Raw genomic sequence first — 25,312 nt, 5'->3', positions numbered from 1 at the left:
CGGCTTAAAGGTAGGCCGCGAGTTCCATCTTGGCGATGGCGTTGCGATGCACCTCGTCCGGGCCATCGGCGAGACGGATCGTGCGGGCGCTCGCGTAGGCGCGTGCAAGGCCGAAATCGTCGCTTACGCCGCCACCGCCGTGCGCCTGAATCGCCCAGTCGATCACCTGGCAGGCCATTGCGGGCGCGGCCACCTTGATCATGGCGATCTCCTTGCGCGCCGCCTTGTTGCCAACCTCATCCATTTTCCAGGCTGCGTGCAGCACCAGAAAGCGCGCCTGGTCGATCAGGATGCGCGCATTGGCGATGCGCTCGCGCGTGACGCCCTGATCGGCAATCTTGCGACCGAAGGCGGTGCGCTGCGTGGTGCGTTGGCACATCGCTTCGAGCGCACGCTCGGCGCGGCCAATCAAGCGCATGCAATGGTGAATGCGGCCCGGCCCCAGTCGCCCCTGCGCGATCTCGAAGCCACGCCCCTCGCCCAGCAACACATTCGTCAACGGCACGCGCACATTCTCGAACAGCACTTCGGCGTGACCATGCGGCGCATCGTCGTAGCCGAACACCGGCAGATGACGCAGCACCGTCACGCCAGGCGTATCGAGCGGCACCAGCACCATCGACTGGCGCTGATGGCGATTCGCGCCTTCGGGATCGGTCTTGCCCATGAAAACAAGGATTTTGCAGCGCGGATCGTTCGCGCCCGAGGTCCACCATTTGCGCGCGTTGATCACATAGTGATCGCCGTCGCGCTCGATGCGCGCCTCGATATTGGTTGCATCCGACGATGCGACCGCCGGCTCCGTCATCGCAAACGCCGAGCGGATCTTGCCGTCCAGCAGCGGCGCGAGCCATTCACGTTTTTGCGCTTCGCTGCCATAGCGCAGCAGCGTTTCCATGTTGCCCGTATCGGGCGCCGAGCAATTGAACGGTTCCGCGCCAATCGCGGATCGGCCCATGATTTCGCACAGCGGCGCATATTCCAGATTCGTCAGGCCGCCCTGGCCTTCATGCGGGGGAAGAAACAGATTCCACAGATCGGCGGCGCGCGCCTTGTCTTTGAGCTGCTCCATCACCGGCGCGGGCTGCCACGGGTTGCCCGCCTGGCGCGCGGCGTCCATTTCTGCGGCGAACTGCTTTTCCGCCGGATAGACATGCTGATCCATAAAGGCCGTAAGACGCGCCTGAAGTTCCTTCACCTTGCCCGAGTGTTCGAAGTTCATATGTCTTGTCCGCGTGAGTTGTCGGCCGGAAGTCGGCCCGGATGGATGCGTCTGGATATCTGCGCCGCGTTAGCGCATGGCGTCGACCTGACGCGCCAGCGCCCAGGCCTGCTCCGCAAGCGGCCGCGTGCGGCGGCCTGTTTCCAGTGCGAGCGCATTGGAAGCGTTGCCCTGCAGCGCGCGCGCCATCACGCCTTGCAGGATGCCCACCAGCCGGAACATATTGAAGACGAGGTAGTAACCCCAATCCACCTCCGGCACGGTCGATTTAGATGTGTGCGCAACTTTCTCCAGATAGCGCTTCAAATAGGTCTTTTCGTCCGGAATACCGAGCGCGGCAATATCGAGCCCCACCAGGCCGCGACGCGCACCGGCCTGCATATGCCAGATCATGCAGTGATAGGCGAAGTCGACCAGCGGATGCCCGAGCGTGGAAAGCTCCCAATCGAGTACCGCGAGAATACGCGCTTCGTGCAGGTGAAAAATGACGTTATCGAGCCGATAATCGCCGTGCACGATGCGGCGCTCGTCGCCTGGTGGAATATGTTTGGGTAGCCAGTCGATCAGTTCGTCTGCCGCCTCGATGCGTTCGGTTTCCGAGGCGCGATACTGGCGCGTCCAGCGCGCGACCTGCCGCTCGATATAGTTGCCCGCGCGGCCATAATCGCTCAGGCCAATCGCATCGGGATCGACCGAATGGAGCGCAGCAATCACGCGATTCATCTCGCCATAGATCGCCGTGCGGGCTTCGCGCGTCATGTCGGGCAACGCCGCGTCCCAGAAAATACGGCCTTCCACGTACTCCATGAGGTAAAACGGCGAGCCGATCACATCGGCGTCCTCGCACAGCGCATAGGTCTTCGCAACCGGCACCTCGGTCTGCGCGAGCGCGCGGATCACGCGGTATTCGCGCTCCACCGCATGCGCGGAAGGCAGCAGTTCACCAGGCGGCTTGCGCCGTAGCACGTAGCGCGCGCCAGCGGATTCGAGCAAAAAGGTGGGATTCGACTGGCCCCCCTTGAATTGCTCGACGCTGACGTGGCCATTGAAGCCATCGACATGCTCGCGCATCCACCCAGCAAGACGCCCGACATCGAAAGCATGCGCAGGCGCGACGGGACGTGTGCCGCTGAAGCTCGACTGGAGATCGATACTCATGGAATCCACAGGCCTCCATAGGCGAGGCGCGGCTTCCGGACTGGAGCCGCACCACACCATCAGATTATTCTGCAAAGCAATCATGAATTCTGCACTGCAGAAATGCTAACGCGGAGCCTCCGGCGCTGTAAAGCGCCGATTGAACTCAATAGATCGGGAAAAACCCCACTGGCGAGGGGCTAAATTGAAAGCCAGGATTTTTCTGGCGCCACGAGCGTTAGATTTGAAGTGACGTATTCCGCATAACGTCCTGCGCACGGGATTCTGCGTCGCGGACTTCACTCCAGGCTGTCTGGATTTCGACTATTGCATCGATCACGCCGGATTAATTTCGCATACCGAATTATTCGATCAAGAAGAAAAGGCGCAGACACACCGGCTATCGCCGTGTCTGCGCCTTCACCTTTATCGTCCCGCTATGGCGGCTTCCAGTTGCGCGATCATGTGCAACAGCCGCGGTTTCACTTCGTCGAGTAGAAATTTCGGCGTAAGCGAAAAGGAAGGTCCGCCCACATTGATCGCCATCACCGGCAGCCCGCCGCCCGGTTCAAACGCGCGCGCAATGCCGTTCACGTCTTTCTGCCATTCGCCGAACGAGCAGGTCACACCCAGTTCGGCGTGATCGCTCACGCCCTGCTCGATGCCGCGCCGCACGCCTGGCCACGCGACATCGTCGAGTTCGTGGATCTGCTCCATCACCTCTTCGCGCTCGCGTGCGGGAACCGCTGCAAGCCATGCCCGCCCGATCGCCGAGGTGCCCAGTGGAATGCGCGAACCCACGTCGAGGGTCAGCGCGAGCGCCGCCGTGCTGCGACAGCTTTCGATATACAGCATCGACAGCCGGTCGCGCACGCCCAGCGACACCGTGCCGCCCGAAAATTCGGAAAGCTCCTGCATCATGGGGCGCGCGAGCTTGCGCACGTCCAGGCGTGCGAGCATCGAACTGCCCAGCGCGAGGCACGCCGTCCCCAGCCGATAACGTCCGGTGTCTTCCAGATGAATCAGGTAGCCCAGCTTCGTGAGCGTCATCGTCAGGCGCGAGACCGTCGAGCGGGGCAACTTGCAGCGCTGGGCGATTTCCTGATTGGTCAGCGTCGTGTCGCCACCGCGAAAGCACGCGAGGACTTCGAGCCCGCGCGCGAGCGCGGTGACGAAATGGCGATCTTCCTTGTGAGCGCTTGCTCGGGCCGGCTTCTGCGCGGTATCAGACATTGCGATAGTGGGAATAGAGAACGCGGTTCACCGCAGGGCGCGGGTCCGGCGGAATTATATTCTGTATCGCAAAATCGTCCGGCGACGTCAATGGGTGGGGGCCCCTAACTTCGCCGCTAAACAGCTGACGCCGCCCTGGTCGGCATCCTTCAAAACAGTTGCCGCAAGCCTAAGCGCGCCACCACCTGCCGGCCGTTCGCCGATGACGCGCCGTTCGACACATCGCCCAGCGACGCTGTCGCCGCGACCGCATTGCCCCAGGCGTCGAGCGTGGCGCCACTGGCCTGCTGATAACCCACCAGCCCGTAGAGCCAGGTGCGTTTGCTCAGCGCATAGAACGCCGAGAGGTTGAACTCGTGATATTGCGCGCTACCGGCGTCGCTCACGGCGCTGCGATGCGTATAGCCGTAGCCGCCCGCCACGCGCAGCGCGGCCGTTGCCTGCCAGCTCAAGGTCGCCTGCACCGTATCGAAGATGGCGCTGCCCGCGAATAGCGAACCCGCGCCCGAGTCGTAACGCGCGTTGCTCCAGTTGAGCCCCGCAGTCAACGCGCGATAGCGGTACGTCAGCGCAGCGGCGAACACATCGAGCCGCGCCGCCGATGCAAAGCCCTCGTTGATCGACGACGAATAGTAGCCGTCATAGATGCCGTTCCATGCGCCCTGCGCGGCGTCGCTATTGGCATGCAGATACGCGGCGGCAAGGTTCAGCGGTCCTTCGCGATATGCGAGCCCCACGCTCCACGCATTGCGTGCCGCGACACTGCCCGCCTCGCCGCCAAAGCCGTAGACCGCCTCGAATTGCAGGCCATAACGTTGCGGGCTTGCGTACTTGATCGAACTGTTGATGCGCGCGTTATTGTCGACGTTGTCGATATCGCCGGGATGCGCGGCCATGCCCGTGAGAAAACTCGTGGGACCGATCGCGCCGACCATATCGACGATGGCATCGTACTGGCGACCCAGCGTGAGCGTGCCCAGGTTCTCGTCGGCGATACCCATCCAGGCCTGGCGGCCAAACAGCCGGCCGCTCTGCCCCGCCGCGCCCGTGCCCAGATTGAAGCCATTTTCGAAGTCGAACAGCGCCCTGCGACCCGCGCCCAGGTCTTCCGAGCCGATCAGACGCCAGCGGTCGCCGTTCCAGGTGCCGCTCTGGAAGCCGTAGCTCGGTTGTCCCACGTAGACGGCAGGCGTCCCCGCCGCGCCCGCGGTCTGCGCCACACGCACGTTGCTGCTATAGCCAAAGCCGCCATCGACAATGCCTGAAAGTGTAATGCTGCCCTGCGCAGCGGCGGCGCCGGAAAACGCCGCCGCGCCGCCAAACACGGCGAACGTGGCGATCCGGCGCACGTTCGCCGTGGCTGCTATCCGTGCCGTCATACCTTCTCAGCCTGCGTCACGGCGACCGGCGCCGATGCGCGCCGGCGCGCACGACGCACGAAGCCCACCGCCAGACCGATCACGAGCAACACCGCGACGACCATACCCGGCACCATCACCGGTTGCAGCCGCGCCAGCAGCGGGCGTGGCCCGCCGTTGCGCGCTTCGACGACATCCTCAACCGAGACATGGACATCGGCATTGCCATATTGTGCGAGCACGTAATTCGCAATCGACGCCACCTGCTCGTCGTTCAAAGGCTGAACATAGGAGTCCTCGCCAAAGCTCGGCATCAACACGTGCTGGCCGCCTGTTTCGCGATCCACGCCATAGAGCATCGCGGCAAGCAGATTCGACGGATTGAGCGAACCCGTCGCCGTATTGGCGGAAAGCGAGGGATACGCCTGGCTCGGGCTGCCTGTACCGTCCGCGCGGTGACAGCTTGCGCAATAGCCACTGAAGAGCGCAGCGCCGCTGGTCAGCGTGCCATTGGCGTTCGACGGCTGCATGCCGCGCAAATCCGTTTCCACGCTCGCGGACGCGCCATGCGCAAACGCAGGCTTCGTCTCGCGTGCGTCGCGGATCGGCGGGGTGTTGCGCAGATACGCGACGATTGCGCCGAGATCGTCGTCGGAGAGATATTGCAGGCTGTTCTGCACCGCTTCGGCCATTGGACCGGCGGCCTGATTCTTGCCGGGCGCGCGGCCCGTCTTCAGGTAGCTCACGAGTTCCGCGTCGCTCCACGCGCCAATCCCGCTCACCGCATCGGAGCTGATATTCGGCGCGTACCACGGGCCCAGTTGCGCACCGCCCAGTTCCTGCTTCGCGTCCTCGGCCATCATGAAGTTGCGCGGCGTATGGCAGGCACTGCAATGCGCGAGCACGTTCGCGAGATACGCACCGTGGTTCCATTGCGCATCGTGCTGCGGATCGGGCTCGAAACGGCGCTCGCGCAGATAGAGCGTATTCCATAGCGCCATCGACGCGCGCACGTTGAACGGGAACGGCAGTTTCGTCTGCGGCGCGGCTGCGTCGACCGGCGCGACGCCGTGCATGAAGTACGCGTAGAGCGCATGCACGTCGTCATCGGTCAGGCCCGTGTACGAGGTGTAGGGCATGGCCGGATAGAGATGCGCGCCGTCTGCGCGCACGCCTTCGCGCAATGCGCGTGCGAACTGCACTTCCGTGTATTCGCCGATACCGGCCGTCTTCGAAGGCGTGATGTTGCTCGAATAAATCGTGCCCATCGGCGAGGCGATGCCGTAACCACCCGCGAACGGCTTGCCGCCATTGACCGCGGTATGGCAGGCCATACAGTCCGCCGCAACGGCAAGCTGGTGACCTTTGGCGATCAAGGCCGGATCGGCGTCGCTGGCGCCAGGCGCTTGCGCCCATGCGAATTGCACCGCGCCCATCAGCAGCGCGGCAACAGCCATTTTCGTGCTTCCAATGAATCGATCAGCAATCCTCATGGCTCACCCCTTCAGACTGGCCGAGATCGAATCGGCCGCCTTGATAGCGAGTGCGGCCATCGACAGCGTCGTGTTCACAACCGAAGCGGACGGCATCGCCCCACCGCCCGGCAACCAGAGGTTGTCGTGATCGTGCGCGCGGCAGTTGCCATCGACAACCGAATCCTTCGCGCTCGCACCCATGATGGTGCCGCCCATGATGTGGTTGTTCGCGTTCAACGCAGTCGTGATGTTGAATTCCACCGCGTTAAACAGGCTGCCGATGTGTTCGAGCTGCTTGTGCGCGGCTTCGGCACCTTTGCGCACGTAGTCGCCCACGTCGTAGTGGATATCCGGGCACGCGAGGCCGTGCGGATCGGTGCGCGTCTTGCTCAGCGTGAGACGATTGTCCGGATCGGGCAGCGGCTCCAGGCTGATCGACAGATCCACGCCATAAATCGCGCGGCGGCGAATCTCATCATCGAGTTCCTTGCCGACGAGGCCCAGCTTCAGCGCCTGCTGCGTCGCCGGCCCGACGCGCGAGATGTTGTTGAGAATCATCTTGTTCGCCGAGTACTGGCCACGGAAATCGCCATCGCGCGGGCCGACGATGCAGCTGCTCTGCGCGGGGCCGCGTCCCAGCCACATCGGTTCGTCAGCGAGGAAGGTGCAGTGGAAGCCCGAGTGGTCCATCATGTTGCGGCCTACCTGATCCGACGCGTTCGCAATGCCGTTGGGATTGCGTTCGTTGGCGGCGAGCAGCAGCAGGCGCGGCGTTTCGATGCCGTTACAGGCCAGCACGAAGCGCTTGCCGCTGGCCTTGTGCGACTTGTGCGCCTTGTCGTACCAGTGCACGGCCGTGATGCGGTTGTGCTCGTCGGTATCAATGCGATAGACCACCGATTCCGCGAGCACATGCGCGCCCTTGTGCTCCGCGCGCTGCACGTGATGGATGCCGTTGTACATCGCGCCGATCGGGCAGATCGGCTGGCAATTGTTGTTGCCGCAACAAGTCGGGCGGCCATTCCATGGGCGCGTGCTGCGCGCCTGCGGAATGGGAATCGAGTGATAGCCGTGCGCGTTCACCACTTCGGCGAAGCGCTTGTCGCCGTGGCCCCACGGCACCATGTCCATCGGATACGGGCGGCTGCGTTCGGTCGGCGACTGCATCGACGGATCGTTCGGACCGGCCACGCCCAGTTGTTCTTCCGCGCGGCAGTAGTACGGCTCCAGTTCCTCGTAGGCGATGGGCCAGTCGCGGCCCACGCCATAGGTCGAGTGCATGCGGAAGTCCACTGGCAGATGGCGCCAGCACGAAGCAGCCCAGTGCCAGGTCGTGCCGCCCACCGTGCGCAGATAGCCCTGCTGGAAGCTGTTGCCGTCCGGCCCGCTCAGGCCCACGTAGTTGTTCTTCGGGAAATACAGCGGCGCGGGCGCGTGCTCGGCTTGCGGATAGAGGCCCTGAAAATCGGAGCCGACGCGATTGTCGAACGGCATGTTGCGCCAGTTCTCGACGGCCTGGGCGCGCTCGATACGCAGACCGGCTTCGAGCATCAGCACGGAATGGCCTTCGCTCACGAGTTGATCGGCGATCAATGCGCCGACCACGCCGGAACCGACGATCACGACATCAGCCGTGACATCGCCATTCGCTTCAAATACGGGTGTTTTCATGGGTGAGGTGCGGACGTTCAGGCGGATCGGTGAGCGGATGCGGCGGTGTGCGTGGCGGCTGGCGCCACAGCTTTCGCGCGACGAGCGGCGGCTGCCACGGCGGGAGACGTCACGTCGGCGGGCGGCGGCTCGGCGGTCCACCAGAGCGGGCCGTTCGCGCAGTAGGTGGGCGGGCTCATGCCGTCGCCGACCGTGCCGTACATCAGCGCGTTCGCGTAAGTGACCATCACGGCTTTCGTGCCGTGGCCCACGGTGCCCGTGTACCAGGCGGCGACGATGGCGTGCGCCGTGTCGCCCAGATTCGCGGCGTCTGCGGCGGCGAGCAGTTGCTGCGGCGTGACTCCGGGCTGCATGCGCTGCGCCAGTGCGGCCGCGCGCGCGGCAAAACCGCGGTCTGCGTTGCCAAGCGCCGTGAAGAGCCGCGCGCCAATGCCCACATCCAGATTCCGGCGCCCGGTCAACGCCTGCGAGAGCGCGACGAAATCCGTCGCGCCAAACGGTGCGCCCGCGAAGGCGCTCGGCGCGACCGCCAGGAAGCCGGCGTGCGTCAGCGCCGCCACCAGGGTTTTGAGCAGGGTGCGCCGGCGAGCGCTGGACGGCGCGCCGTGCATATCGCGCGCACTGCGCAAGGCGTCGCCAGCTTGCTGCGGGTTGATCTTTTGCATTTTTCTGAATGGTTACGCGGCCCTGCCCGCATGGCCCGACGCCATGCGGCACTGCCCCAACACGCTTGCCGACCGCGCGCAAACTCGCTCCAACGGGACCATTCCCCATCGAGAGGGTGCGACGTTCTGAAGCGGCGCGAATTATGGAACCGGTTCCATAACTTCGTCAAGCAGAGAAGTATTGCGAAATTTGCAATAAATCTCCACGTGAAGAATTTTATGGGGACAGACTGAAGCGAAACTGGAGCGCGCGAACGTGCGGCGGAAATGAAAAACGGCGGCCTGAATGGCCGCCGTTGGACTGCGGGAATGCCTTGCCTAAATGAAAATCAGGCGTCGTTGAGGTCGTCGAGACTGCGCCCGCGCGTTTCGGGAATATGGAACGTCGTCAAGACGCCGATCAAACTCAGGACTGCCACATAACTGGCTAGCGGAATCCACGCAAGCACGGTGCCAGCGGCGCCATGGCCCGCACCCCAGTGTGACGTTGCGTAAGCGATGATCGACGCGCCCACCAGCGGCGCGACGCCGCCCGCCACCACCGCCGACAACTCGCGCCCCACCGCTACGCCCGCATAGCGATGCTGCGCGCCGAACAATTCAGGCAGCAAAGCGCCTTGTGTCGCGAACATACCCCACACGCCGGCCAGCGTCACACACAGCATGACGATGCTCGCTGTGGCGTTGCCCAGGCTCAGCACCCACCAGGTGGGAAACGCCAGAACAAGCTGATAAACCGCAAAAATGCGGTATGTTTTCACGCGACCGATACGATCGCTAAGCAGTCCTGCAAGCGGAATCACGATGGCACCGGATGCGCCCGCGAACAGCAGCGCGAGCGGCCCGATCTGCCCCTTCAGCCCTGTCGCAGTCGCGATATAGCTGATCGCAAGCGACTGATAAATCGACGATCCGCCATTCTCAGCCATGCGCAGGCCAATCACCTTGAGGACGGTCGGGCGGGAGTGGCGCATCAGATGGCGCAGCGGGCTTTCCTTGATCTGCTGGCGCGCTTCGAGCCGCGCGAACGACGGCGATTCACGCAGGCGCAGGCGAATCCACACCGCCACGGCGATGATGACCGCGCTCAGCAGAAAAGGCACACGCCAGAGCGGCGTTTGCGAAATATCTTCCACACGCACGAGCGCGAAGTAGATCGCCGCGGCCATCACGGTGCCCAGCAACACGCCCATGAACGGCAGCGCCGCAAAATAGCCACGCCGTTGCGGCGGCGCGAATTCGGCCATCAGCACCGCTGCGCCCGCCTGTTCCGCGCCCGCGCCTAGCCCTTGCAGCAGGCGGCAGCCCACCAGCAGGATCGGCGCCCAGATGCCCACGCTCGCATACGTGGGCAATACGCCGATCAGCGTGCTCGCCACGCCCATCAGCAGGATCGTCGCCATCAGCACGAACTTGCGTCCGTAGCGGTCGCCCAGCGCCCCAAACAGAATGCCGCCCACCGGCCGGATCGCGAAGCCGATGAAATACGCACCGAAGCTCGCGATCAAACCCAGCGCGGGATCGCTCGACGGAAAGAACAACGGCCCGAAAATCAGCGCGGAAGCCAGGTTGTAGAGCGCGAAATCGTAATACTCCAGCGCACTGCCGATCGAGGCCGCCCACGCCGCGCGGTAGAGATCCGCCGAGGTGACTTTGGCTTGCGCGGCGTCCGCCTGAGTGCTTTGCGTTGCGCGCGTTCCTGCACCCGTCATGGCAATCGATTGCTGCTTCATGTTGTCTCCTTCCATTTCAACTCCTGTGCATGCAGGCGCCATTTCGCCGCGTCCAGCGCCCGTCTGACGCGGGCTGCTGGATGCATGAACCTGCTAGGCGGCGCTGCGCGTGACGCGCTCGATCTCATCGAGCAGCGCGATGCGCATCGCCTCGAACGGCGCAGGCCGATCCGTGTAAAGCTCGATCTGCCCGCAGAATTGATGCAGCAACATGCGTGTGCCGTCGACGGTGGCGCAGCCCGCTTCGTCGGCGTCGCGAATCAGGCGGGTGCGCACCGGCAGAAATGCCGCATCCATCACAAACAGATGCGAAGCCAGTTGATGCGGCGTCAGCGGGCTCGCATCGGGTGCGCGAAAGCCTGCGGCCGTCGCGTTGACCACGCCGTCGAAGGCTTGGGGGTCGAAGTCCTGCAACGCGCCGCCGAAACGCAGGCCGAAATCGTCGGCGAGCTTTTGCCCGCGCTCGGCTGTGCGATTGAAAACCGTCACACTGGCGCCCGCGCGTTGCGCGCCCCACGCAATCGCCCGCGCCGCGCCGCCCGCGCCCAGCAGGGCTATGCGTTTGCCGGGCAAAGTGGTGACCTCTTCCAGCGCGCGCACCGCGCCCACGCAATCGGTGTTGTAACCGGTCAGCTTTCCTAAACGATTGTCGATGGTATTGACTGCGCCGATTTCGCGCGCCGTTTCGTCCAGCGCATCCAGATGCGGAATCACCGCCTGCTTATGCGGCATCGTCACGTTCATGCCGCGAATCCCGAGCGTGCGGATCGCCTGCACGGCGAGCGGCGCATCTTCGACGCCGAAGCTCACGAAGGTGTAGTCGAGGCCCAGTTCGCGATAGGCGGCGTTGTGCACCTTGACATTGAAGGTGAACGGCTGGCCCGCGAGCGAGCCGCAGAGTGTTGGTATCGAATGAGGCATGATCGACTGTATGAAATCCGGAATGGCTAGAAGTTAGTTGTCTTGATTGATATGGTTTTTTACGCACATGCCAGCCGGCCCGCCAGCATGTGCGTCGTGCCTCTTTATCGCGGCGTCGTGCGCAGCGAGGACGGGCCGCCCTTGATTTCGATGCGCTTGCCCGTATCGCGCAGATGTCCGCCGTTGACCGCGTAGAGCGCCAGTTGATGCTCCACGTTGAACTGCACGATCAGATACTTGCTGTCCGCCGTGAAGACGATGCCCTGCGCGGCCTCGCCACCGGGCGCTTCGGCCACCTGATGCGCCACGCCATTGCGGATCTCGAACAGCACGACCTTGCCGCGCGCGTGACGGCCCGGGTTATCGGGCGTGAGGTTCGAGCCGTCCATTGCCTGCACGCCGATCCAGCGTCCATCCGGCGAAATCGCCACGCCTTCGGGCAACGAAGGCACCGTGAGATGCTGGACCGCACGGAACGGCTCGTGCGAGACATCGATGAGCGTGATGGCGTCCGCATCGCCCGCCAGCTTGCCCGCATAGTTGGGCAGCCCGGCGAGGCCGACGTCGCTTACCACGGCCCATTTGCCGTCGCTCGATACGTCGATGGTGTAAGGCGCAACACCTGACGACAGACGCACGCCCGTATCGCTCACATGAACATCGTTGACGTCGAGCACGGCCACGCCTTGTTCATCGCGCAGCGACACCAGCGCATGGCGGCCATCATGCGTGAAGCTCACGCCCGCCAGACGCTTTTCGCCCAGCTTGAGCCAGTCGGCAATCTTCACGCTGGTGCCGTCGATCTGCACTACGGCCACGCGACCGTCCACGCCGGTCACGAGCGCAAGACGCCCGCTGCGATCGATCGCGATGCCCTGTGGATGCGTGCCCAGGTCGACGCGCGTGACGGCGGGCGGCGTAGCGTGGAGATCGACCACCTGCAGGAACGGGTCCATGACCAGTCTCTTCGCGGCTTCGTCGTAACGCGTGGGCGCGGCTACCAGGGCGAGCGCGCCGTCGGGCGTCACGGCCACGGCTTGCGGCGGCCCTTGAATGCCGTTTTCGACTTCAACGGTCGCCTTGACCTGGGGCGGAAAGTGGCTCGCGTCGAGTAGCGTGAGCGTGTCCGGCGGCGGGTTCGCGAGGTAGGTGTCGCGCCCTTCCACACGCTGATACTTGCCGTCGTTGCCCGAGACGATCCAGTCGGCGGCGTGAGCCGTCTGGACCACCGCGCCCAGCGTCAATGCGAGCGTCAGGCCAGCGAGCACGCGCAGCGGCGTGGAGGGACTTTCAGAATTCGACTTCATTGTTTGATCCTTGATTGCATGGTCGCGGACACCGCGCACACGTTGCACGAACAACGCCTCACACCACGCTCGTGATCCCGCCATCGACGAAGAGCGTCTGACCGTTCACGAAGTTCGACGCCTCGGAAGCGAGAAACACAGCCGCGCCGCACAGTTCCTCGACGCGGCCCCAGCGGCCCGCGGGCGTGCGCTTGCAGAGCCATGCGCTGAATTCGGGATCGTCCACCAGCGCGCGATTGAGGTCGGTTGCGAAGTAGCCCGGTGCGAGCGCGTTGACCTGGATGCCGTGGCGCGCCCAATCGGCGCACATGCCTTGCGTCAGCATGCGCAATGCGCCCTTCGAGGCGGCATAAGGCGCGATCGTGGGCCGCGCCAGCGCGCTTTGCACCGAACTGATATTGACGATCTTGCCGCGCCCGCGCGCGAGCATATGGCGCACGACGGCCTGCGAAACGTGGAACACGCCATCCAGATTCACGCGCATCAGTTCGTTCCAGTCGCTTGCGGCGAACTGGTCGAGCGGCGCGCGCTTCTGGATGCCGGCGTTGTTGACGAGAATGTCGATGGGACCCAGACGCGCTTCGACGTCATCGACTGCGCGGGCAACGGCTTGCGCATCGGCAACGTCGAACACGGCGATATCGGCTTCGAAGCCTTCGTCGCGCAGACGGGCGGCGACTTCAGTGGTCTGCGCCTCATTACGTCCGTTGATAACCAGTGCGGCGCCGGCGCGCGCGAGGCCGCCCGCAAGGGCAAGCCCGATGCCTCGTCCGGAGCCCGTTACCAGGGCGCGGCGGCCATGCAGGCCAAACAGGCGGAGTGTCTCGTTCGTCATTGTCGTGTGCGTCGCGGATCTGCCGGGGCGGACGGGCTGTGGGCCGCGTCCGCTGCCGTCAGCCTCGCGTTGCGCGTGGCTTCGGTGTCTTCCGTGGGAGTTGACCGTATTCTGCGCGCTTCGGCCAATAGTCTTTCGTGACCTTGTTATCATGAACCGTGATAACCCACTTCTGATCGGCAATGGCCGAACGATAATCGCCATGGAACTCAAGCACTTGCGCGCCTTCGTCGCGCTCGCGGAAGAACTGCATTTCGGCCGCGCCGCCGAGCGGCTGTGCATCGTGCAGCCCGCGCTGAGCATGCAGATCAAGGCGCTCGAAGAAGATCTGGGCGTGCGTCTGTTCGAGCGCGACCGCCATCGCGTGGCCTTGAGCGAAACCGGCGCGATTTTTTTGCCCGAGGCGCGCGCCACGCTTCATCAGGCGGCGCGCGCGGAACAGGCCGCGCGGCTTTCGGCACGCGGAGAGATCGGCACATTGCGCGTGGCCTTTGTATCGTCGGTGCTGCCGCGCCTGCTGCCCGAGCTGATGCGGCGCATGCACGCGCGCTATCCCATGATCACGCTCGAACTCAAGGATATGCCCACGCCCGTGCAGATTGCCGCGCTGCACGACGGCAAGCTCGATTTCGGCCTGATCCGTCTGCCGGTGAGCGCTGCGGGCGTGGAGATTCGCGTGGTGATGGAAGAGAGCTTCGTGGTGGCGGTGCCCGAAGATCACGCGCTGGCGCGCAAGGCGCAGATTCGCCCCGCCGATCTGCGTGGGCGTCCCGCCTTCGTGCTTGCGCGCCGCTATGCGCCGGGGCTTTATGACGAGATGCTGGTGGCGTTCCGCCAGCAACGCGTTTCGCTGGAAATCGCCGCGGAACTGGGCGAATACACCACCATGCTCGCATTGATTTCAGCGGGACTGGGGATCGGCGTGATTCCGCAACATGCGGCTATGGCGCTGCCGCCCAAAGTGGTCGCGCGGCCACTGGATCTGCGCGATCATCGCACCGGCATCGGCCTTGCGTGGCGCGATCTCGACAGCCCGGCCAAGCGGATCTTTGCGGAAGTGCTGGAGAGTTGCGCACAGGAAATTCAGGCGGATACAGCGCACGACGTGGCGTAATATGAACGCTCGTGGCGAATCAAGCCACGTTCAACGGAGACCGTTTTGTCCCAGCCGAAATTCGAACTCTACGCCGACGCACAATACGCCAGCCCCTATGCGATGTCCGTGTTCGTGGCCCTGCACGAGAAGTCGCTGCCCTTCACCCTGCACACCGTCGATCTGGACAAACAGGCCAACCGTGCAGCGGATTTCGCGGCGACCTCGCTCACGCAGCGCGTGCCCACCTTGATTCACGATGGCTTTGCGCTGTCCGAGTCGTCGGCGATCACCGAGTATCTCGACGAAATTTTCCCCGAGCCCGCGCTCTATCCCGAAGACCGTCGCGACCGCGCGCGCGCCCGCCAGGTGCAGGCGTGGCTACGCAGCGACCTGATGCCGATCCGCGCGGAACGCTCGACCGAAGTGGTGTTCTACGGCCCCACTGCCGAGCCGCTTTCTCCCACCGGTCAAGACGCCGCGCGCAAGCTCTTTGCCGCCGCGCAGGCGCTGCTGGCGCACGGCCAGCCCAACCTGTTCGGCGACTGGTCTATCGCCGATGTCGATCTCGCGCTGATGCTCAATCGCCTCGTGCTCAACGGCGATGCGGTGCCGCCCCTGCTGGCCGATTACGCGCGCTACCAGTGGCAGCGGCCCACGGTGCAGCGCTGGCTGGCGCTGGAGCGGCCGCCGCGCGACATCGACGTCGCGCTATAACGCGACCGCGCCGGGCGCGAACGTTTCAAGCGGTGCGCCCGCGCTTTTCAGGGACTCACGCATCCTCCCAACCGCGCCAGGCTCACGCAGCCTGAACGTTGCGACGGCGTCTGCCATCAGGCTCGCCTGCTGTTCGAGCGACCCGGCAGCCGCAGCGGCCTGCTCAACCAGCGCCGCGTTCTGCTGCGTGACCTGATCCATCTGGCTCACCGCCTGCTCGACCTGTTCGATACCGGCGCTCTGCTCGACCGTTGCGCTCGCAATCTCTTTCATCAGCCCCGAGACCTTCTCGATCGACGCGACGATCTCCGCCATCGTTTCGCCCGCTTCGCTCACGCGCGCCCGGCCTCCATGCACTTCCTTCACCGAGGCGTCGATCAAGGACTTGATTTCACGCGCCGCCGCCGCGCTGCGTTGCGCGAGCATGCGCACCTCGCCTGCCACGACTGCGAAGCCGCGCCCCTGCTCGCCGGCACGCGCCGCCTCGACCGATGCATTGAGCGCAAGAATATTGGTCTGAAACGCGATGCCGTCGATGATGCCGGTGATATCGGCGATCTTGCCCGAACTGCGCGTGATCGCCTCCATCGTCTCCACGGCCTCTTCCACCACGCGACCGCCGCGCTGTGCGACGTCGGCGGCTCCCGCTGCAAGCGCGCTGGCCTGATTGGCATGATCGGCGTTCTGGCGCACTGTGGCAGTCAATTGCTCCGTGCTCGCCGCCGTCTGTTCGAGCGAGGCGGATTGCTGCTCGGTGCGGGTCGACAGATCGAGATTACCGGCGGCGATTTCGCGCGCGCCGGTGTTGATCGCGTCACAGCATGTGCGCACGTTGCGCACCGTCTCAGTGAGGCCGTCCTGCATGCGGCGCATTGCGTCGAGCAACTGGCCGATTTCATTACGACCGCCCGGTGCGATCGGCACAGCGAGATCGTTGGCGGCAATCTGGTTGAGCGCTTCGACCGCAAGCGCAAGCGGCGTGGTGACGAGCCGGCGCAACGCAAGGTGCGTGGCGACGACGAGTGCGAGCGCACCGGCCAGGCCAATCGCGACCATCGCCATGACCCAGTCATGCTCGCGCGCGCCCTGTACGAGCGTCGCACGAACCGTTGCGTCCGCATCGGTATGGAAGGCGGCGATATCGGCATTGAGTTGCGCGCCGGTGTGGGCGATGTCGCCGCTCGCGAGCGTGGCGTAGGTTGCGGTATCGCTGCGTTCGAGTGCATCGGCCGCGCTTTGCAGGCTGGCGACGAGCGCGGCTTGTGTTTCGATCACGGCGGCGTTACGCGATGGTTTGGCGCTCGCCTGGTTTGCCGCGCGCAACGCTTCGGCTTCATGCGAGGCTTGCGCGACCAGAGCGCGGGCCTCGTTCAGCGCGCCATCGCGCGCCGCCCTATCGCCTTGCTCCTTGAGCGCGGCATAAGCCCGCGCAAGCGCCGCCTGGGCCTGCGCCGCATCTCGGCCCAACGCGTCGGCCAGCGCGGACGCACGCGCGGCTTCGTGCACGCGATGCGCTGCGTCGTCGGCGCGGCCGATCATCAGGACGCCCACTGCCGCGCCTACTACGAGCATTGTCGCAAAGGTGCACAGCACTGCGAGCAGGCCGCTTCGAATCGTCAGATTACGCATGTTGGCAGTTCCTTCAACGCGACGCAGCAGCATTGCTGCCGAGGCGGTTCAGCAACACATTGCTCTGCTCCAGCAACGTGGCGCGATAATCGCCCGGCAGCACGGTTTTATCGGTGTCGTCCGCCACGTCGAGCGCATCGCCGATCAGCGCGCGAAATAACTCGATAGTGCGTTCGATCTGCGCAGCCGAGAGTTGCGGCAAGACCGCCTCGGCAAATTTGCTCATCACGACCACACTCGCGCCAAAACGCGAAATGGCCTTGCCATGCGAACTGACGAGCGCCGTCATCGATCGCAGCAACATCTCATCATGAGTGGTCACAGCACTCTCCAGATCAACAGGATTACGAAATATCATTTGATTTGGACGACGTCGCACGCCGCCTCGAAAGACGGCAGCACGCGTGGCATCGCGGCAGCAGGAGCGGGCCGCGCGAGCAAAAAGCCCTGCGCGCGATCGCAGCCGATCTCGCGCAAAAACTGGAATTGCTGCGGCGTTTCCACGCCCTCCGCCACCACCGATACATCCAGCGACTTCGCCATCGCCACGATCGCGCGCACGATGGAGCCATCGCCGCTCGCCGCATCGCCAATCTGCGCGAGAAAGGAACGGTCGACCTTGAGCGTGTCCACCGGCAGTTTCTGCAAATAGCGGAACGAAGAATAGCCGGTGCCGAAATCATCTATCGCAAGGCTGATTCCGCGCGCCGCCAGTTCCTGCAAGAGTGCTTCGATACCGCCATTCGCCGAGGTCATCGCCATGCTTTCGACCAGTTCGAGTTGCAGACGGTTGGCGGGCAGGCCGGTTTCGGCGAGTATCGTGGCCAGTTGCGGCAGAAAGCCGTCGTTCAGACATTGGCGCGCAGACAGATTCACGCAGATGCGCCCGAAGTCGAACCCTTCGTCGAGCCACACGCGCGCCTGCCGGCAGGCCTCGCGCAACACCCATGCACCAATCGGCACAATCAGTGCGGACTCCTCCGCAATCGGAATGAACTGGTCGGGCGGCACGAGACCGCGTTGTGGATGCTGCCAGCGCACCAGCGCTTCCACATTCGAAAACCGGCCGCTTCGCACATCGAATTCGGGCTGATAATGCAGCAGCAATTCATTGGCGTCGATCGCGCGATGCAATTGCGTTTCGAGCTGGATGCGCTCCATCGCGCACGACGTCATCGGCGCGGCGAAAAACTGGAAGTTGTTTTTGCCAGCATCCTTGGCCTCGTACATGGCACGATCGGCCTGCATCAGCAGTTGCTTTGCGCTGCGCGCGTCGTCGGGAAACATGCTGATGCCGATGCTCGGCGTGACGAACAGCGTCTGCTCGGCGGCGCGGATCGGCGCGGCCACGGTGGTCAGCAAGCTCTCCGCGATGCGGCCAACGTGACGGATATCGTCGATATCCTCGATCAGCAACGTGAATTCATCGCCGCCCAGTCGCGCAACCGTATCGGTTTCGCGCACCGCATCGCGCAGACGCCGCGCGATCACGGTGAGCGCTTCGTCGCCGATGCTATGCCCCATGGTGTCGTTGATGAGCTTGAAGCGGTCGAGATCGAGAAACATCACCGCCACGCGCTTGCCGGAGCGGCGCGCGCGTGCGAGGGACAACGCAATGCGCTCGGTAAATAAGGTGCGATTCGCCAGACCCGTGAGTGCGTCGTGAGTGGCGAGATAACTGAGCCGTTCCTCGGTTTCGCGGCGCTGCGTGATATCCGCGAAGATCGCCGCGTAGTGCGTGCAATGGCCATGCGCGTCGCGGATGCTGGAAATCGTGAGGTATTCGAGAAAAATCGTACCGTCCTTGCGGCGGTTCCAGATCTCGCCCTTCCAGTGCCCCGTGGTTTCGATGCTTTGCCACAGCGCCGCATAGAAGGCCGGCCCCTGGCGGCCCGAGCTGAGCAGGCTCGCGTTGCGGCCCACTGCGTCCTGCTCCGTGTAACCCGTGAGCCGCGAGAAAGCGGGATTGATGCGTTCGATGTTGCCGCCGAGATCGGTGATCATCACGCCGTCGAGCGTCGATTCCACCACCTGGTCCGCCAGGCGCAGGCTCGCACGCGATTCGAGCAGCGCGTCGTCGCGTTCGCGCAGCGCGTCCTGCAACTCGCGCACGTATTCGTGTTCGAGGTCGCGCAGGATATCGGCGAAACCGAGCAGGCCAGTCAGTTCGCCGGCCTCATCCAGCACGCCGACGTGGCGCATGCGGTGCTCGATCAGATATTGGCGCGCCGAATAGAGACTGCGCGAGTGGGCAAGCGAGCGCAGCGGGCGGCTCGCGTAGCGGCCCACTTCGACGCTCGCCTGATCCAGCGCGCCTTGTGCGACCGCGCGCACGACGTCGCGCTCGGTGAGGATGCCGAGGCCGCCGTCGGCATCGCGCACGACGATCGCGCTCAGGCGGCGCTCGCGCATCTGCGCTATGGCAGCGGCAAACGACGCATCGGCATCGACGCAATGCGGGCGCGGCGGCTTCGCGCAGGCGAGCGTGCGCAGCCGCAGGAAGCACTCCGGCCCCTGGCTCATGACGAGATCGGTTTGCGTGACGAGCCCGAGCGGGTGGCCGGCTTCATCGACAGCGAGGCAATGGCGGATGCCCTCGCGCGCGAACAACGCGGCGGCCTCGCGGGCGCGGGTCTGCGCGGGCAGCGTTCGCACCGGCCGGCTCATCGCGGTAGCGATCGGCTGGGCGGCGGCTGCGGCATGGGTGTTCAGTGCGAGCGCGTCGCGCTCGGTCCAGATGCCGATGGGCCGCCCCGCTTCGGTGACGACGATCGCGCTATAGCGATGCTCGGCCATCAGGCGTGCGGCTTCGCGGATCGTCACATCGGGTCCGCAGGCGAGCAGCGGCCCGGATAAAAGGCGCCCGATTTCGACGTCCAGCGTGTGGTGTTGCATGTCGCGCCCCGTACCGCATGTGTTTGTATTTTTGAGATGCGATGACGGTAGCAGGCGAGAGACGGTGATTGGATGATCTAGATCAAGGTTATGCGCTGAACGGAGAGAGACGCCGGACCTGAAAGGCGGGAGAGCCTTCAGATCCGGCGGGGCGAGTCGCGAATCGCCGTCTGACTTAGTGCTTGTGCGAGCCGGATGACGGCGAGGACGTACCGCCGCCAAGGCCGCCCACGCTGCCCAGACCACCGGTCAGACCGCCGAGCAGGTTCGTCACGGGCGATAGCAGCGAGGAGGCGCCACTGCTGCCTTCGTTTTTGCCACCGCTTCCTCCGCTCGTTGCGCCGCCCAATGCACCCGTCAACGTGCTGACGATATTCGTCAGCGGTGCTGCAGGGTTGGACGTCGATGTCGACGAGCCGCCGCCCTTGTTGCCCTGACCGGACGAGCCGCCCGACGATGTACCACCCGACGCACCGCCCGCCACGCCGCCGAGCGCGCTGGTCAGGCCGCTGAGCAGGTTGGTCGGCGATGCACTGCTGCTGCCACCGCCCGATGCCCCGCCGCCGCTCACCGGCGCTACCGAGACGCCGCCGAGCAAAGCCGTCACGGGCGCGAGCAGGCCGCCAGAGGTATGGCCGCCCGAGCCACCGGAACCACCCGAGCCAGTTTGCGATCCCGCCGACGAACCGTTGGCGACGCCGTTGCCATTGCCACTGCCGCTGTTGTTGCCGATCGTGATCGGAACGATTGGCACGCTCACTGCGCCAACGTTGACGATCAGATTGGCGATCGGGCTCAGCAGGCCGCTGCTGCTCTGGTTGCCATTGCCGGAGCCGCCGACGCCGGTGGTGTTGCCGGGGTTGCCGCCGGTGTGGCCGCTGGAGCCACTGTTGCCTCCGGAGCCGCCTGATCCGCCCGATCCTCCGTGACCACCATTTCCTGCACCACCACCGCCCCAGCCGCCGTGGCCACCGTCGCCTGATCCGCCTGAACCACCCGAGCTACCCGATCCACCTGTGCCGCCTGTGCCGCCTGAGCCGCCTGAGCCGCCTGAGCCGCCTGAACCTCCAGAGCCGCCTGAGCCGCCCGAGCCCCCGCTTCCGCCAGAGCCCCCATGACCACCGTCACCGGAACCACCACCGCCCCACCCACCGTGGCCACCATCGCCGGAGCCACCGCTACCGCCCGAACCGCCACTGCTACCCGATCCACCATCGCCTGAGCCATTCCCCCAACCACCGTGGCCGCCATCTCCGGACCCACCTGAGCCACCCGATCCGCTAGAGCCGCCATCGCCACCGCCGCCGTAACCACCATTTCCAGAACCACCGGAACCACCAGAACCGCCAGATCCACCCGACCCCGAAGAGCCCGAACTCGCACCCGATCCACCCGCATAACCCCAACCGCTCGAACTGCCCGGAATCGTGCCTTCCGCCCACGCGTAGCCCGGCCCGGAGCCGCCCGCGATCGGCCAGCCGCCGGTGTTTTGAATCGAGGAACTCGTCGCGCTCGTCGGCGCGGTCGACGTAGCATCGCCAGCCTGCGCCGTAGCCGCAAGCGACCACCACAGGAGAGCGCTCGCCGATGCAACAAGAGTGTGTTTGAAGGGAGCCATGATTAGTCCTTTCGCGATGAAATCGCGACCTGATTGGTCAAAGGTGTAATCAGTGCCCCCGGGAAACCGCTGATTGGTCTTGCTCTATACGGTTGCTGGATAGCCGATACCGCGTGGTCGCGCGTTGCCTTGGTCTGTTTGCCGAGCGCGACGTGATAGCGACGCACTCGTATATGGCTGGATCGGACGAGCCAGAATTGCAAGTTCCAAGCCAATAAAAAAAGCGCAAATCGAAATTCGATTTGCGCTTTTAGCGGCTTTAGAAAGCTGTGAAAGAAAGCGGCAAACGCCTTGCTGGCTAAGGCGATTGAATCAAGGCATCGATGAAAGCAAACACCTGTTCACGAATGCGCGTTACGCCACAGACGTAACGTTTTTGGCGGCGATAGAACGTAACTGCGGAAAATCGCTTTCCGATTACGTTTTGTATGCTTTGGTATCCGAATATAATTCAGACAAAAGCGATTTAAATCCCCGCCCCACCACGCACCCGTCCTGCGCGCACAAAAATCTGCCGCACCACTGCCTGGCCATTCACGATCAGCAACCCGATCAGCACAAGTGCCGCCCCACCCAGAAACGCCGCATCAACGCGCTCGTGCAGCAGCGCCACACCCAGCGCCACCCCAAACAACGGCGTCATGAACGACAGCACGCCCAACCGCGCCGCATAGTAGCGTCGCAACATCCAGAACCACACCAGATAACTCGCGAACGTCACCACTACCGTCTGAAACCCCAGACTCGCGAGCGCAAACGGCGTGAGATGAAACGCGGTCTGCCCGGTGATAAATGCCACCGGCAATAGCAACACGAACGCACACGCCAGCTGGCAAAAAAGCGTCTGCGTAGCGGGTGCTTCACTCAACCGCGTCGTCCGCACGGCGACCGTGGTCATGCCCCACGCCGCGCCGCCGCACAGCCCCATGAAGTCGCCGAGCATCCAGTCTGGCCCCGGCACCGCGCCGTCACCCACAATCGCCGGTCCCAGAAACGCAATCGCAATCCCCACGAATGCCAGCCCAATCCCGCCCCACTGAATCCCGCCCAGGCGTTCATCGGGCAGCTTCATATGAAGACCGATCGCCGCGAACATCGGCGCCGTATACAAGAGCACGGCGATATGAGAAGCGCTGGTCCAGCGCAACCCCTCGGCGACGAACAGAAATTCCAGCGCGAACAGTGCGCCCACCGCCAGCCCCGAGCGCAGCGCGATACCAGGCAGCCAGCGCTCGCGCAGCACGAAACGGTTGACGAGCCAGACCAGCGCCGCCGCGCCGCCCGAGCGCAGGGCGACCTGCAGCATCGGCGTGACATCGCCGGCCACCGCCTTGATCGCCACTTGCTGCGTCGCCCACATCAAACACAGCGTCACCATGATGGCAACTGCCGCGCCGTCTACATGCTTTCTCATTGCCGTCTCGCCGACATTATTTTCTGACCGACGTAGTATGGGTTCGGCGGATTCAAGTCATATAGCGCAAAACTGACAACCGATAGCGACGGACCGCCAGCCGCGCATCCGTTCAGATGCACCACTGGCGGTCCGTTGATTTCATGCCCGGCAGCGTGGCCGGATCAGAAGTCGATCTTCGCGTTCAGGCTGACCGTGCGCGGGTCGCCCGGCGCGATATAGCTGTCGTACTGGAACATCCAGTAGCGGCGATTCGTGAGGTTGTCGATCGCCGCGCGCAGCGTAACGTCATGGCCGCCAATGCGCGTCATATAGTTCGCGCCCACATTCACCAGCATGTAGCCGCCCGTTTCCAGATCGCCCGCCGGGCGCACACTGGTGTTACCCGTGTACTTCGCGTCTGCGCCCAGTTGCAGGCCCGGCACGAATGGCACGTCGTAGCTCACGCGCGCGGCGGCCGTGAACTGCGGCGCGCCGGCCACGCGCTTGCCGTTATAGGTCTGGCCCTTCGCGTACCACGTATCGAGCAACATGATGTCGCCGCCCACCTGCCAGCTTCGGCCCAGACGCACACTGCCGCCCGCCTCGACGCCTTCGTAGATCGAGCTGCCGTCCTGCATCAGCACGTTCTGGCTGTTTGCATAGCTTGCGCCGCGCTCGATACGGAACAGCGCCGCGTTTGCGCTCCAGCGTTCGTGTTCGGTCTTGATACCCACTTCATACTGGCGCGAGCGCAGCGGGTTCAACACCGATCCACCGTTCGCATAGCTGCTCGACACGATCTGGCCCGCCTCCAGCGATTCCAGATAGCTCGCGTAGATCGTGGTGAGCGGATCGAGCTTGTACATCAGCGCAAAGGTCGGCGTGATGACGCCGTTCTTGCCGTAAGACGCCGTGGTCGCGCCCGACTCCGCGAAGGTTTCCTGATCGTAGTTGGTGTAACGCAGGCCCGCGAGCAGCGACCAGCGGCTGGTGATCTGCATCGTGTCGCTCAGGAACAGCGCCTTCTGGTTGATCTCGCTCGCGCGGTATTTCTCAAGCCCACTGCCCGAATAGAAAACGTACGGGTTCTGCACGTAGAGATTGCCGCTGCCGAGCACACCGCCCGCAGTGGTCTCTGCGTTGTTGTAGTCGTTGGTCTGATGCTGGACCGACGCGCCAAACACCAGTTGATGCGTGAACGGCCCGGTCTTGACCTTGCCTTCGAAGGTGCCTTGCCAGTAGATATCCTGGTGACCTTCGTCGCCGTTCCAGCGGTAATCGGAGTAATTGCCCGCCTGGTTCGCCAGCGTGAGCGTGCTTTCGTTACGATCGCGCGCCGACTTGCTGTAGCTCGCCGATGTATTGAAGGTCCAGTCCGGCGCGATCTGGTATTTCACGCCCGCCGTGTAGAGCTGCAGGCTGGTGTTCAGATGCTGGCCGGCGCTGTTGAGCAGGTTCGAGCCGCCGCTGATGGTCGCAGGCAGGCTCGTGCCGGCATACGACGGCGAAATATAGATCGCCGGCGTCTGGCCGCTCGAACGGCTGGTCTGATAGATCGCGTTGAAATAAACGTCGAGGTCGCGCGTGAGCTGGCCGTCGAGCGCGAGCGCCACCGAATTGCGGTTGATATCGCCGGCGTTATAGGTCTTGCCCGCTTCGTGCGTGTAGTTGATGCGCGCGCCGAACATGCCGTCCGGACCAAAGCGGCGGCTCAGATCGGCATGCTCGCTGATCACGCCGTCCATGCGATAGCCCATGTCGAAGCTCGTCACCGGGTCCTTGCCCGGTTTCTTCGTCACGTAATTCACCACGCCGCCCGGCTGCGCGAAGCCGTACATGAATCCGCCCGCGCCCTTGAGCAGTTCCACGCGTTCGAGATTTTCGTAGGGCATGGTGATGCCGTACGAAATGAACGGGTTGCCGTCGATCTTGAAGCCGTTCTGCCAGTCGATCGGCAGGCCACGAATCGTGATGTAGGTCGCCCACGCGCTGTACGCGTTGCTGTTGTCCGTCACCGAGGCGTCGCCCGCGAACACATCGCCGAGCTTGTTGGCCTGGCGGTTGGCCAGATCCTCGCCCGTCACCACCGTGGTCGAAAACGGCGTGTCGAGCTGCGAACGGGTGCCGAGCGCGCCGTTCGAAACCGGCGTGGTCAGATGGAGCGGGGAATCGTCGGCGGTACTGGCGCTGACCTTGACGGTGGGCAGCGACTGCTCCGTGCCGGTTTTCGATGTCGCAGCCGAATTCGATGTCGTGCTGCTGTCGGTCGAGGCAGTTTGGGCGAAAGCGGATTGAGCGGCGGCCGCGAAGGCCAGCCAGACGGCAATCTGCATAGGACGAGCGAGCGAACGCTCCGTGCGGCGTACGAGTTGTGAATTATTCATGTCAGCGAGAAGTTGGAGCGTCT

The 25,312-nt window shown here is 64.2% G+C and carries 19 protein-coding genes; 2 read left to right on the top strand and 17 right to left on the bottom strand.

Annotated features, from left to right (window positions below; all coding sequences use genetic code 11):
* Positions 1 to 4: 4 nt before the first annotated feature.
* From F3J17_RS06415 to F3J17_RS06365, 11 genes are all read right to left on the bottom strand, one after another.
* Positions 5 to 1,222, bottom strand: a complete 1,218-nt coding sequence (locus F3J17_RS06415) for an acyl-CoA dehydrogenase family protein (RefSeq protein ID WP_167055023.1) — start codon at positions 1,220 to 1,222, stop codon at positions 5 to 7.
* A 69-nt stretch (positions 1,223 to 1,291) separates the two neighbouring features.
* A complete protein-coding gene (locus F3J17_RS06410) occupies positions 1,292 to 2,380 on the bottom strand; it encodes a phosphotransferase (RefSeq protein ID WP_167055021.1) in 1,089 nt (362 codons plus the stop codon).
* 405 nt (positions 2,381 to 2,785) lie between these two features.
* Positions 2,786 to 3,592, bottom strand: coding sequence for an IclR family transcriptional regulator (locus tag F3J17_RS06405; RefSeq protein ID WP_167055019.1), 807 nt, complete (start codon positions 3,590 to 3,592; stop codon positions 2,786 to 2,788).
* Between the two features lie 149 nt (positions 3,593 to 3,741).
* Positions 3,742 to 4,971, bottom strand: coding sequence for a porin (locus F3J17_RS06400; RefSeq protein WP_167055017.1), 1,230 nt, complete (start codon positions 4,969 to 4,971; stop codon positions 3,742 to 3,744).
* On the bottom strand, positions 4,968 to 6,407 hold the full coding sequence (locus F3J17_RS06395; RefSeq protein WP_205194654.1) for a cytochrome c: 1,440 nt from the start codon (positions 6,405 to 6,407) through the stop codon (positions 4,968 to 4,970). The genes F3J17_RS06400 and F3J17_RS06395 overlap by 4 nt, the downstream gene beginning before the upstream one ends.
* A gap of 39 nt (positions 6,408 to 6,446) precedes the next feature.
* Complete coding sequence (locus tag F3J17_RS06390) at positions 6,447 to 8,096, bottom strand: GMC family oxidoreductase (RefSeq protein ID WP_167055015.1); 1,650 nt, start codon at positions 8,094 to 8,096, stop codon at positions 6,447 to 6,449.
* Positions 8,097 to 8,113: 17 nt separating this feature from the next.
* Entirely contained in the window at positions 8,114 to 8,761 is a 648-nt protein-coding gene (locus F3J17_RS06385) for a sugar dehydrogenase complex small subunit (RefSeq protein WP_167055013.1), read from the bottom strand.
* 329 nt (positions 8,762 to 9,090) lie between these two features.
* Complete coding sequence (locus F3J17_RS06380; RefSeq protein ID WP_240160827.1) at positions 9,091 to 10,494, bottom strand: MFS transporter; 1,404 nt, start codon at positions 10,492 to 10,494, stop codon at positions 9,091 to 9,093.
* 93 nt (positions 10,495 to 10,587) lie between these two features.
* Positions 10,588 to 11,415 carry a shikimate dehydrogenase gene (locus F3J17_RS06375; protein WP_167055011.1) on the bottom strand — a complete coding sequence of 276 codons (828 nt, stop codon included), beginning with the start codon at positions 11,413 to 11,415 and terminating at the stop codon, positions 10,588 to 10,590.
* A 104-nt stretch (positions 11,416 to 11,519) separates the two neighbouring features.
* On the bottom strand, positions 11,520 to 12,722 hold the full coding sequence (locus F3J17_RS06370; RefSeq protein ID WP_167055009.1) for a YncE family protein: 1,203 nt from the start codon (positions 12,720 to 12,722) through the stop codon (positions 11,520 to 11,522).
* A gap of 58 nt (positions 12,723 to 12,780) precedes the next feature.
* On the bottom strand, positions 12,781 to 13,557 hold the full coding sequence (locus F3J17_RS06365) for a glucose 1-dehydrogenase (protein ID WP_167055007.1): 777 nt from the start codon (positions 13,555 to 13,557) through the stop codon (positions 12,781 to 12,783).
* 202 nt (positions 13,558 to 13,759) lie between these two features.
* On the opposite strand from F3J17_RS06365, the gene F3J17_RS06360 reads away from it, so the two are divergent.
* Positions 13,760 to 14,671, top strand: coding sequence for a LysR family transcriptional regulator (locus F3J17_RS06360; RefSeq protein WP_167055006.1), 912 nt, complete (start codon positions 13,760 to 13,762; stop codon positions 14,669 to 14,671).
* A gap of 45 nt (positions 14,672 to 14,716) precedes the next feature.
* Entirely contained in the window at positions 14,717 to 15,367 is a 651-nt protein-coding gene (gene yfcF, locus F3J17_RS06355) for a glutathione transferase (protein ID WP_167055004.1), read from the top strand.
* Here the strand turns inward: yfcF and F3J17_RS06350 are convergent.
* The 6 genes from F3J17_RS06350 to F3J17_RS06320 all read right to left on the bottom strand — a co-directional run bounded on the left by F3J17_RS06350 (position 15,362) and on the right by F3J17_RS06320 (position 25,238).
* Positions 15,362 to 16,996: a methyl-accepting chemotaxis protein gene (locus tag F3J17_RS06350; RefSeq protein ID WP_167055002.1), complete on the bottom strand. Its 1,635-nt coding sequence runs from the start codon at positions 16,994 to 16,996 to the stop codon at positions 15,362 to 15,364. The genes yfcF and F3J17_RS06350 overlap by 6 nt on opposite strands.
* Before the next feature lie 13 nt (positions 16,997 to 17,009).
* Entirely contained in the window at positions 17,010 to 17,318 is a 309-nt protein-coding gene (locus F3J17_RS06345; protein ID WP_167055000.1) for a hypothetical protein, read from the bottom strand.
* A 32-nt stretch (positions 17,319 to 17,350) separates the two neighbouring features.
* Positions 17,351 to 19,891: an EAL domain-containing protein gene (locus tag F3J17_RS06340; protein ID WP_167054998.1), complete on the bottom strand. Its 2,541-nt coding sequence runs from the start codon at positions 19,889 to 19,891 to the stop codon at positions 17,351 to 17,353.
* 175 nt (positions 19,892 to 20,066) lie between these two features.
* Positions 20,067 to 21,509 (bottom strand): hypothetical protein, encoded by a 1,443-nt coding sequence (locus F3J17_RS35995; protein WP_205194653.1) that lies wholly within the window; start codon positions 21,507 to 21,509, stop codon positions 20,067 to 20,069.
* Positions 21,510 to 21,975: 466 nt separating this feature from the next.
* The gene (locus F3J17_RS06325; protein WP_167054994.1) at positions 21,976 to 22,923 is read right to left on the bottom strand and encodes a DMT family transporter; all 948 of its coding nucleotides are present in this window, start codon (positions 22,921 to 22,923) and stop codon (positions 21,976 to 21,978) included.
* 164 nt (positions 22,924 to 23,087) lie between these two features.
* Complete coding sequence (locus tag F3J17_RS06320; RefSeq protein ID WP_167055551.1) at positions 23,088 to 25,238, bottom strand: TonB-dependent receptor; 2,151 nt, start codon at positions 25,236 to 25,238, stop codon at positions 23,088 to 23,090.
* Between the last annotated feature and the right edge of the window lie 74 nt (positions 25,239 to 25,312).

The organism is Burkholderia sp. Ax-1719 (assembly GCF_011753055.1).
Lineage (GTDB): Bacteria > Pseudomonadota > Gammaproteobacteria > Burkholderiales > Burkholderiaceae > Paraburkholderia.
This window is presented reverse-complemented; position numbering and strand designations above follow the sequence as displayed.

Excerpts from the sequence above, each read along its gene's own strand:
- F3J17_RS06415 (WP_167055023.1), bottom strand. The coding sequence starts at position 1,222 with ATGAACTTCGAACACTCGGGCAAGGTGAAGGAACTTCAGGCGCGTCTT.
- F3J17_RS06405 (WP_167055019.1), bottom strand. The coding sequence starts at position 3,592 with ATGTCTGATACCGCGCAGAAGCCGGCCCGAGCAAGCGCTCACAAGGAA.
- F3J17_RS06375 (WP_167055011.1), bottom strand. The coding sequence starts at position 11,415 with ATGCCTCATTCGATACCAACACTCTGCGGCTCGCTCGCGGGCCAGCCG.
- F3J17_RS06350 (WP_167055002.1), bottom strand. The coding sequence starts at position 16,996 with ATGCGTAATCTGACGATTCGAAGCGGCCTGCTCGCAGTGCTGTGCACC.
- F3J17_RS06340 (WP_167054998.1), bottom strand. The coding sequence starts at position 19,891 with ATGCAACACCACACGCTGGACGTCGAAATCGGGCGCCTTTTATCCGGG.
- F3J17_RS06400 (WP_167055017.1), bottom strand. The coding sequence starts at position 4,971 with ATGACGGCACGGATAGCAGCCACGGCGAACGTGCGCCGGATCGCCACG.
- F3J17_RS06390 (WP_167055015.1), bottom strand. The coding sequence starts at position 8,096 with ATGAAAACACCCGTATTTGAAGCGAATGGCGATGTCACGGCTGATGTC.
- F3J17_RS06325 (WP_167054994.1), bottom strand. The coding sequence starts at position 22,923 with ATGAGAAAGCATGTAGACGGCGCGGCAGTTGCCATCATGGTGACGCTG.
- F3J17_RS06410 (WP_167055021.1), bottom strand. The coding sequence starts at position 2,380 with ATGAGTATCGATCTCCAGTCGAGCTTCAGCGGCACACGTCCCGTCGCG.
- F3J17_RS06380 (WP_240160827.1), bottom strand. The coding sequence starts at position 10,494 with ATGAAGCAGCAATCGATTGCCATGACGGGTGCAGGAACGCGCGCAACG.
- F3J17_RS06395 (WP_205194654.1), bottom strand. The coding sequence starts at position 6,407 with ATGGCTGTTGCCGCGCTGCTGATGGGCGCGGTGCAATTCGCATGGGCG.
- F3J17_RS06370 (WP_167055009.1), bottom strand. The coding sequence starts at position 12,722 with ATGAAGTCGAATTCTGAAAGTCCCTCCACGCCGCTGCGCGTGCTCGCT.
- F3J17_RS06320 (WP_167055551.1), bottom strand. The coding sequence starts at position 25,238 with ATGCAGATTGCCGTCTGGCTGGCCTTCGCGGCCGCCGCTCAATCCGCT.
- F3J17_RS35995 (WP_205194653.1), bottom strand. The coding sequence starts at position 21,509 with ATGGCTCCCTTCAAACACACTCTTGTTGCATCGGCGAGCGCTCTCCTG.
- F3J17_RS06385 (WP_167055013.1), bottom strand. The coding sequence starts at position 8,761 with ATGCAAAAGATCAACCCGCAGCAAGCTGGCGACGCCTTGCGCAGTGCG.
- F3J17_RS06365 (WP_167055007.1), bottom strand. The coding sequence starts at position 13,557 with ATGACGAACGAGACACTCCGCCTGTTTGGCCTGCATGGCCGCCGCGCC.
- F3J17_RS06360 (WP_167055006.1), top strand. The coding sequence starts at position 13,760 with ATGGAACTCAAGCACTTGCGCGCCTTCGTCGCGCTCGCGGAAGAACTG.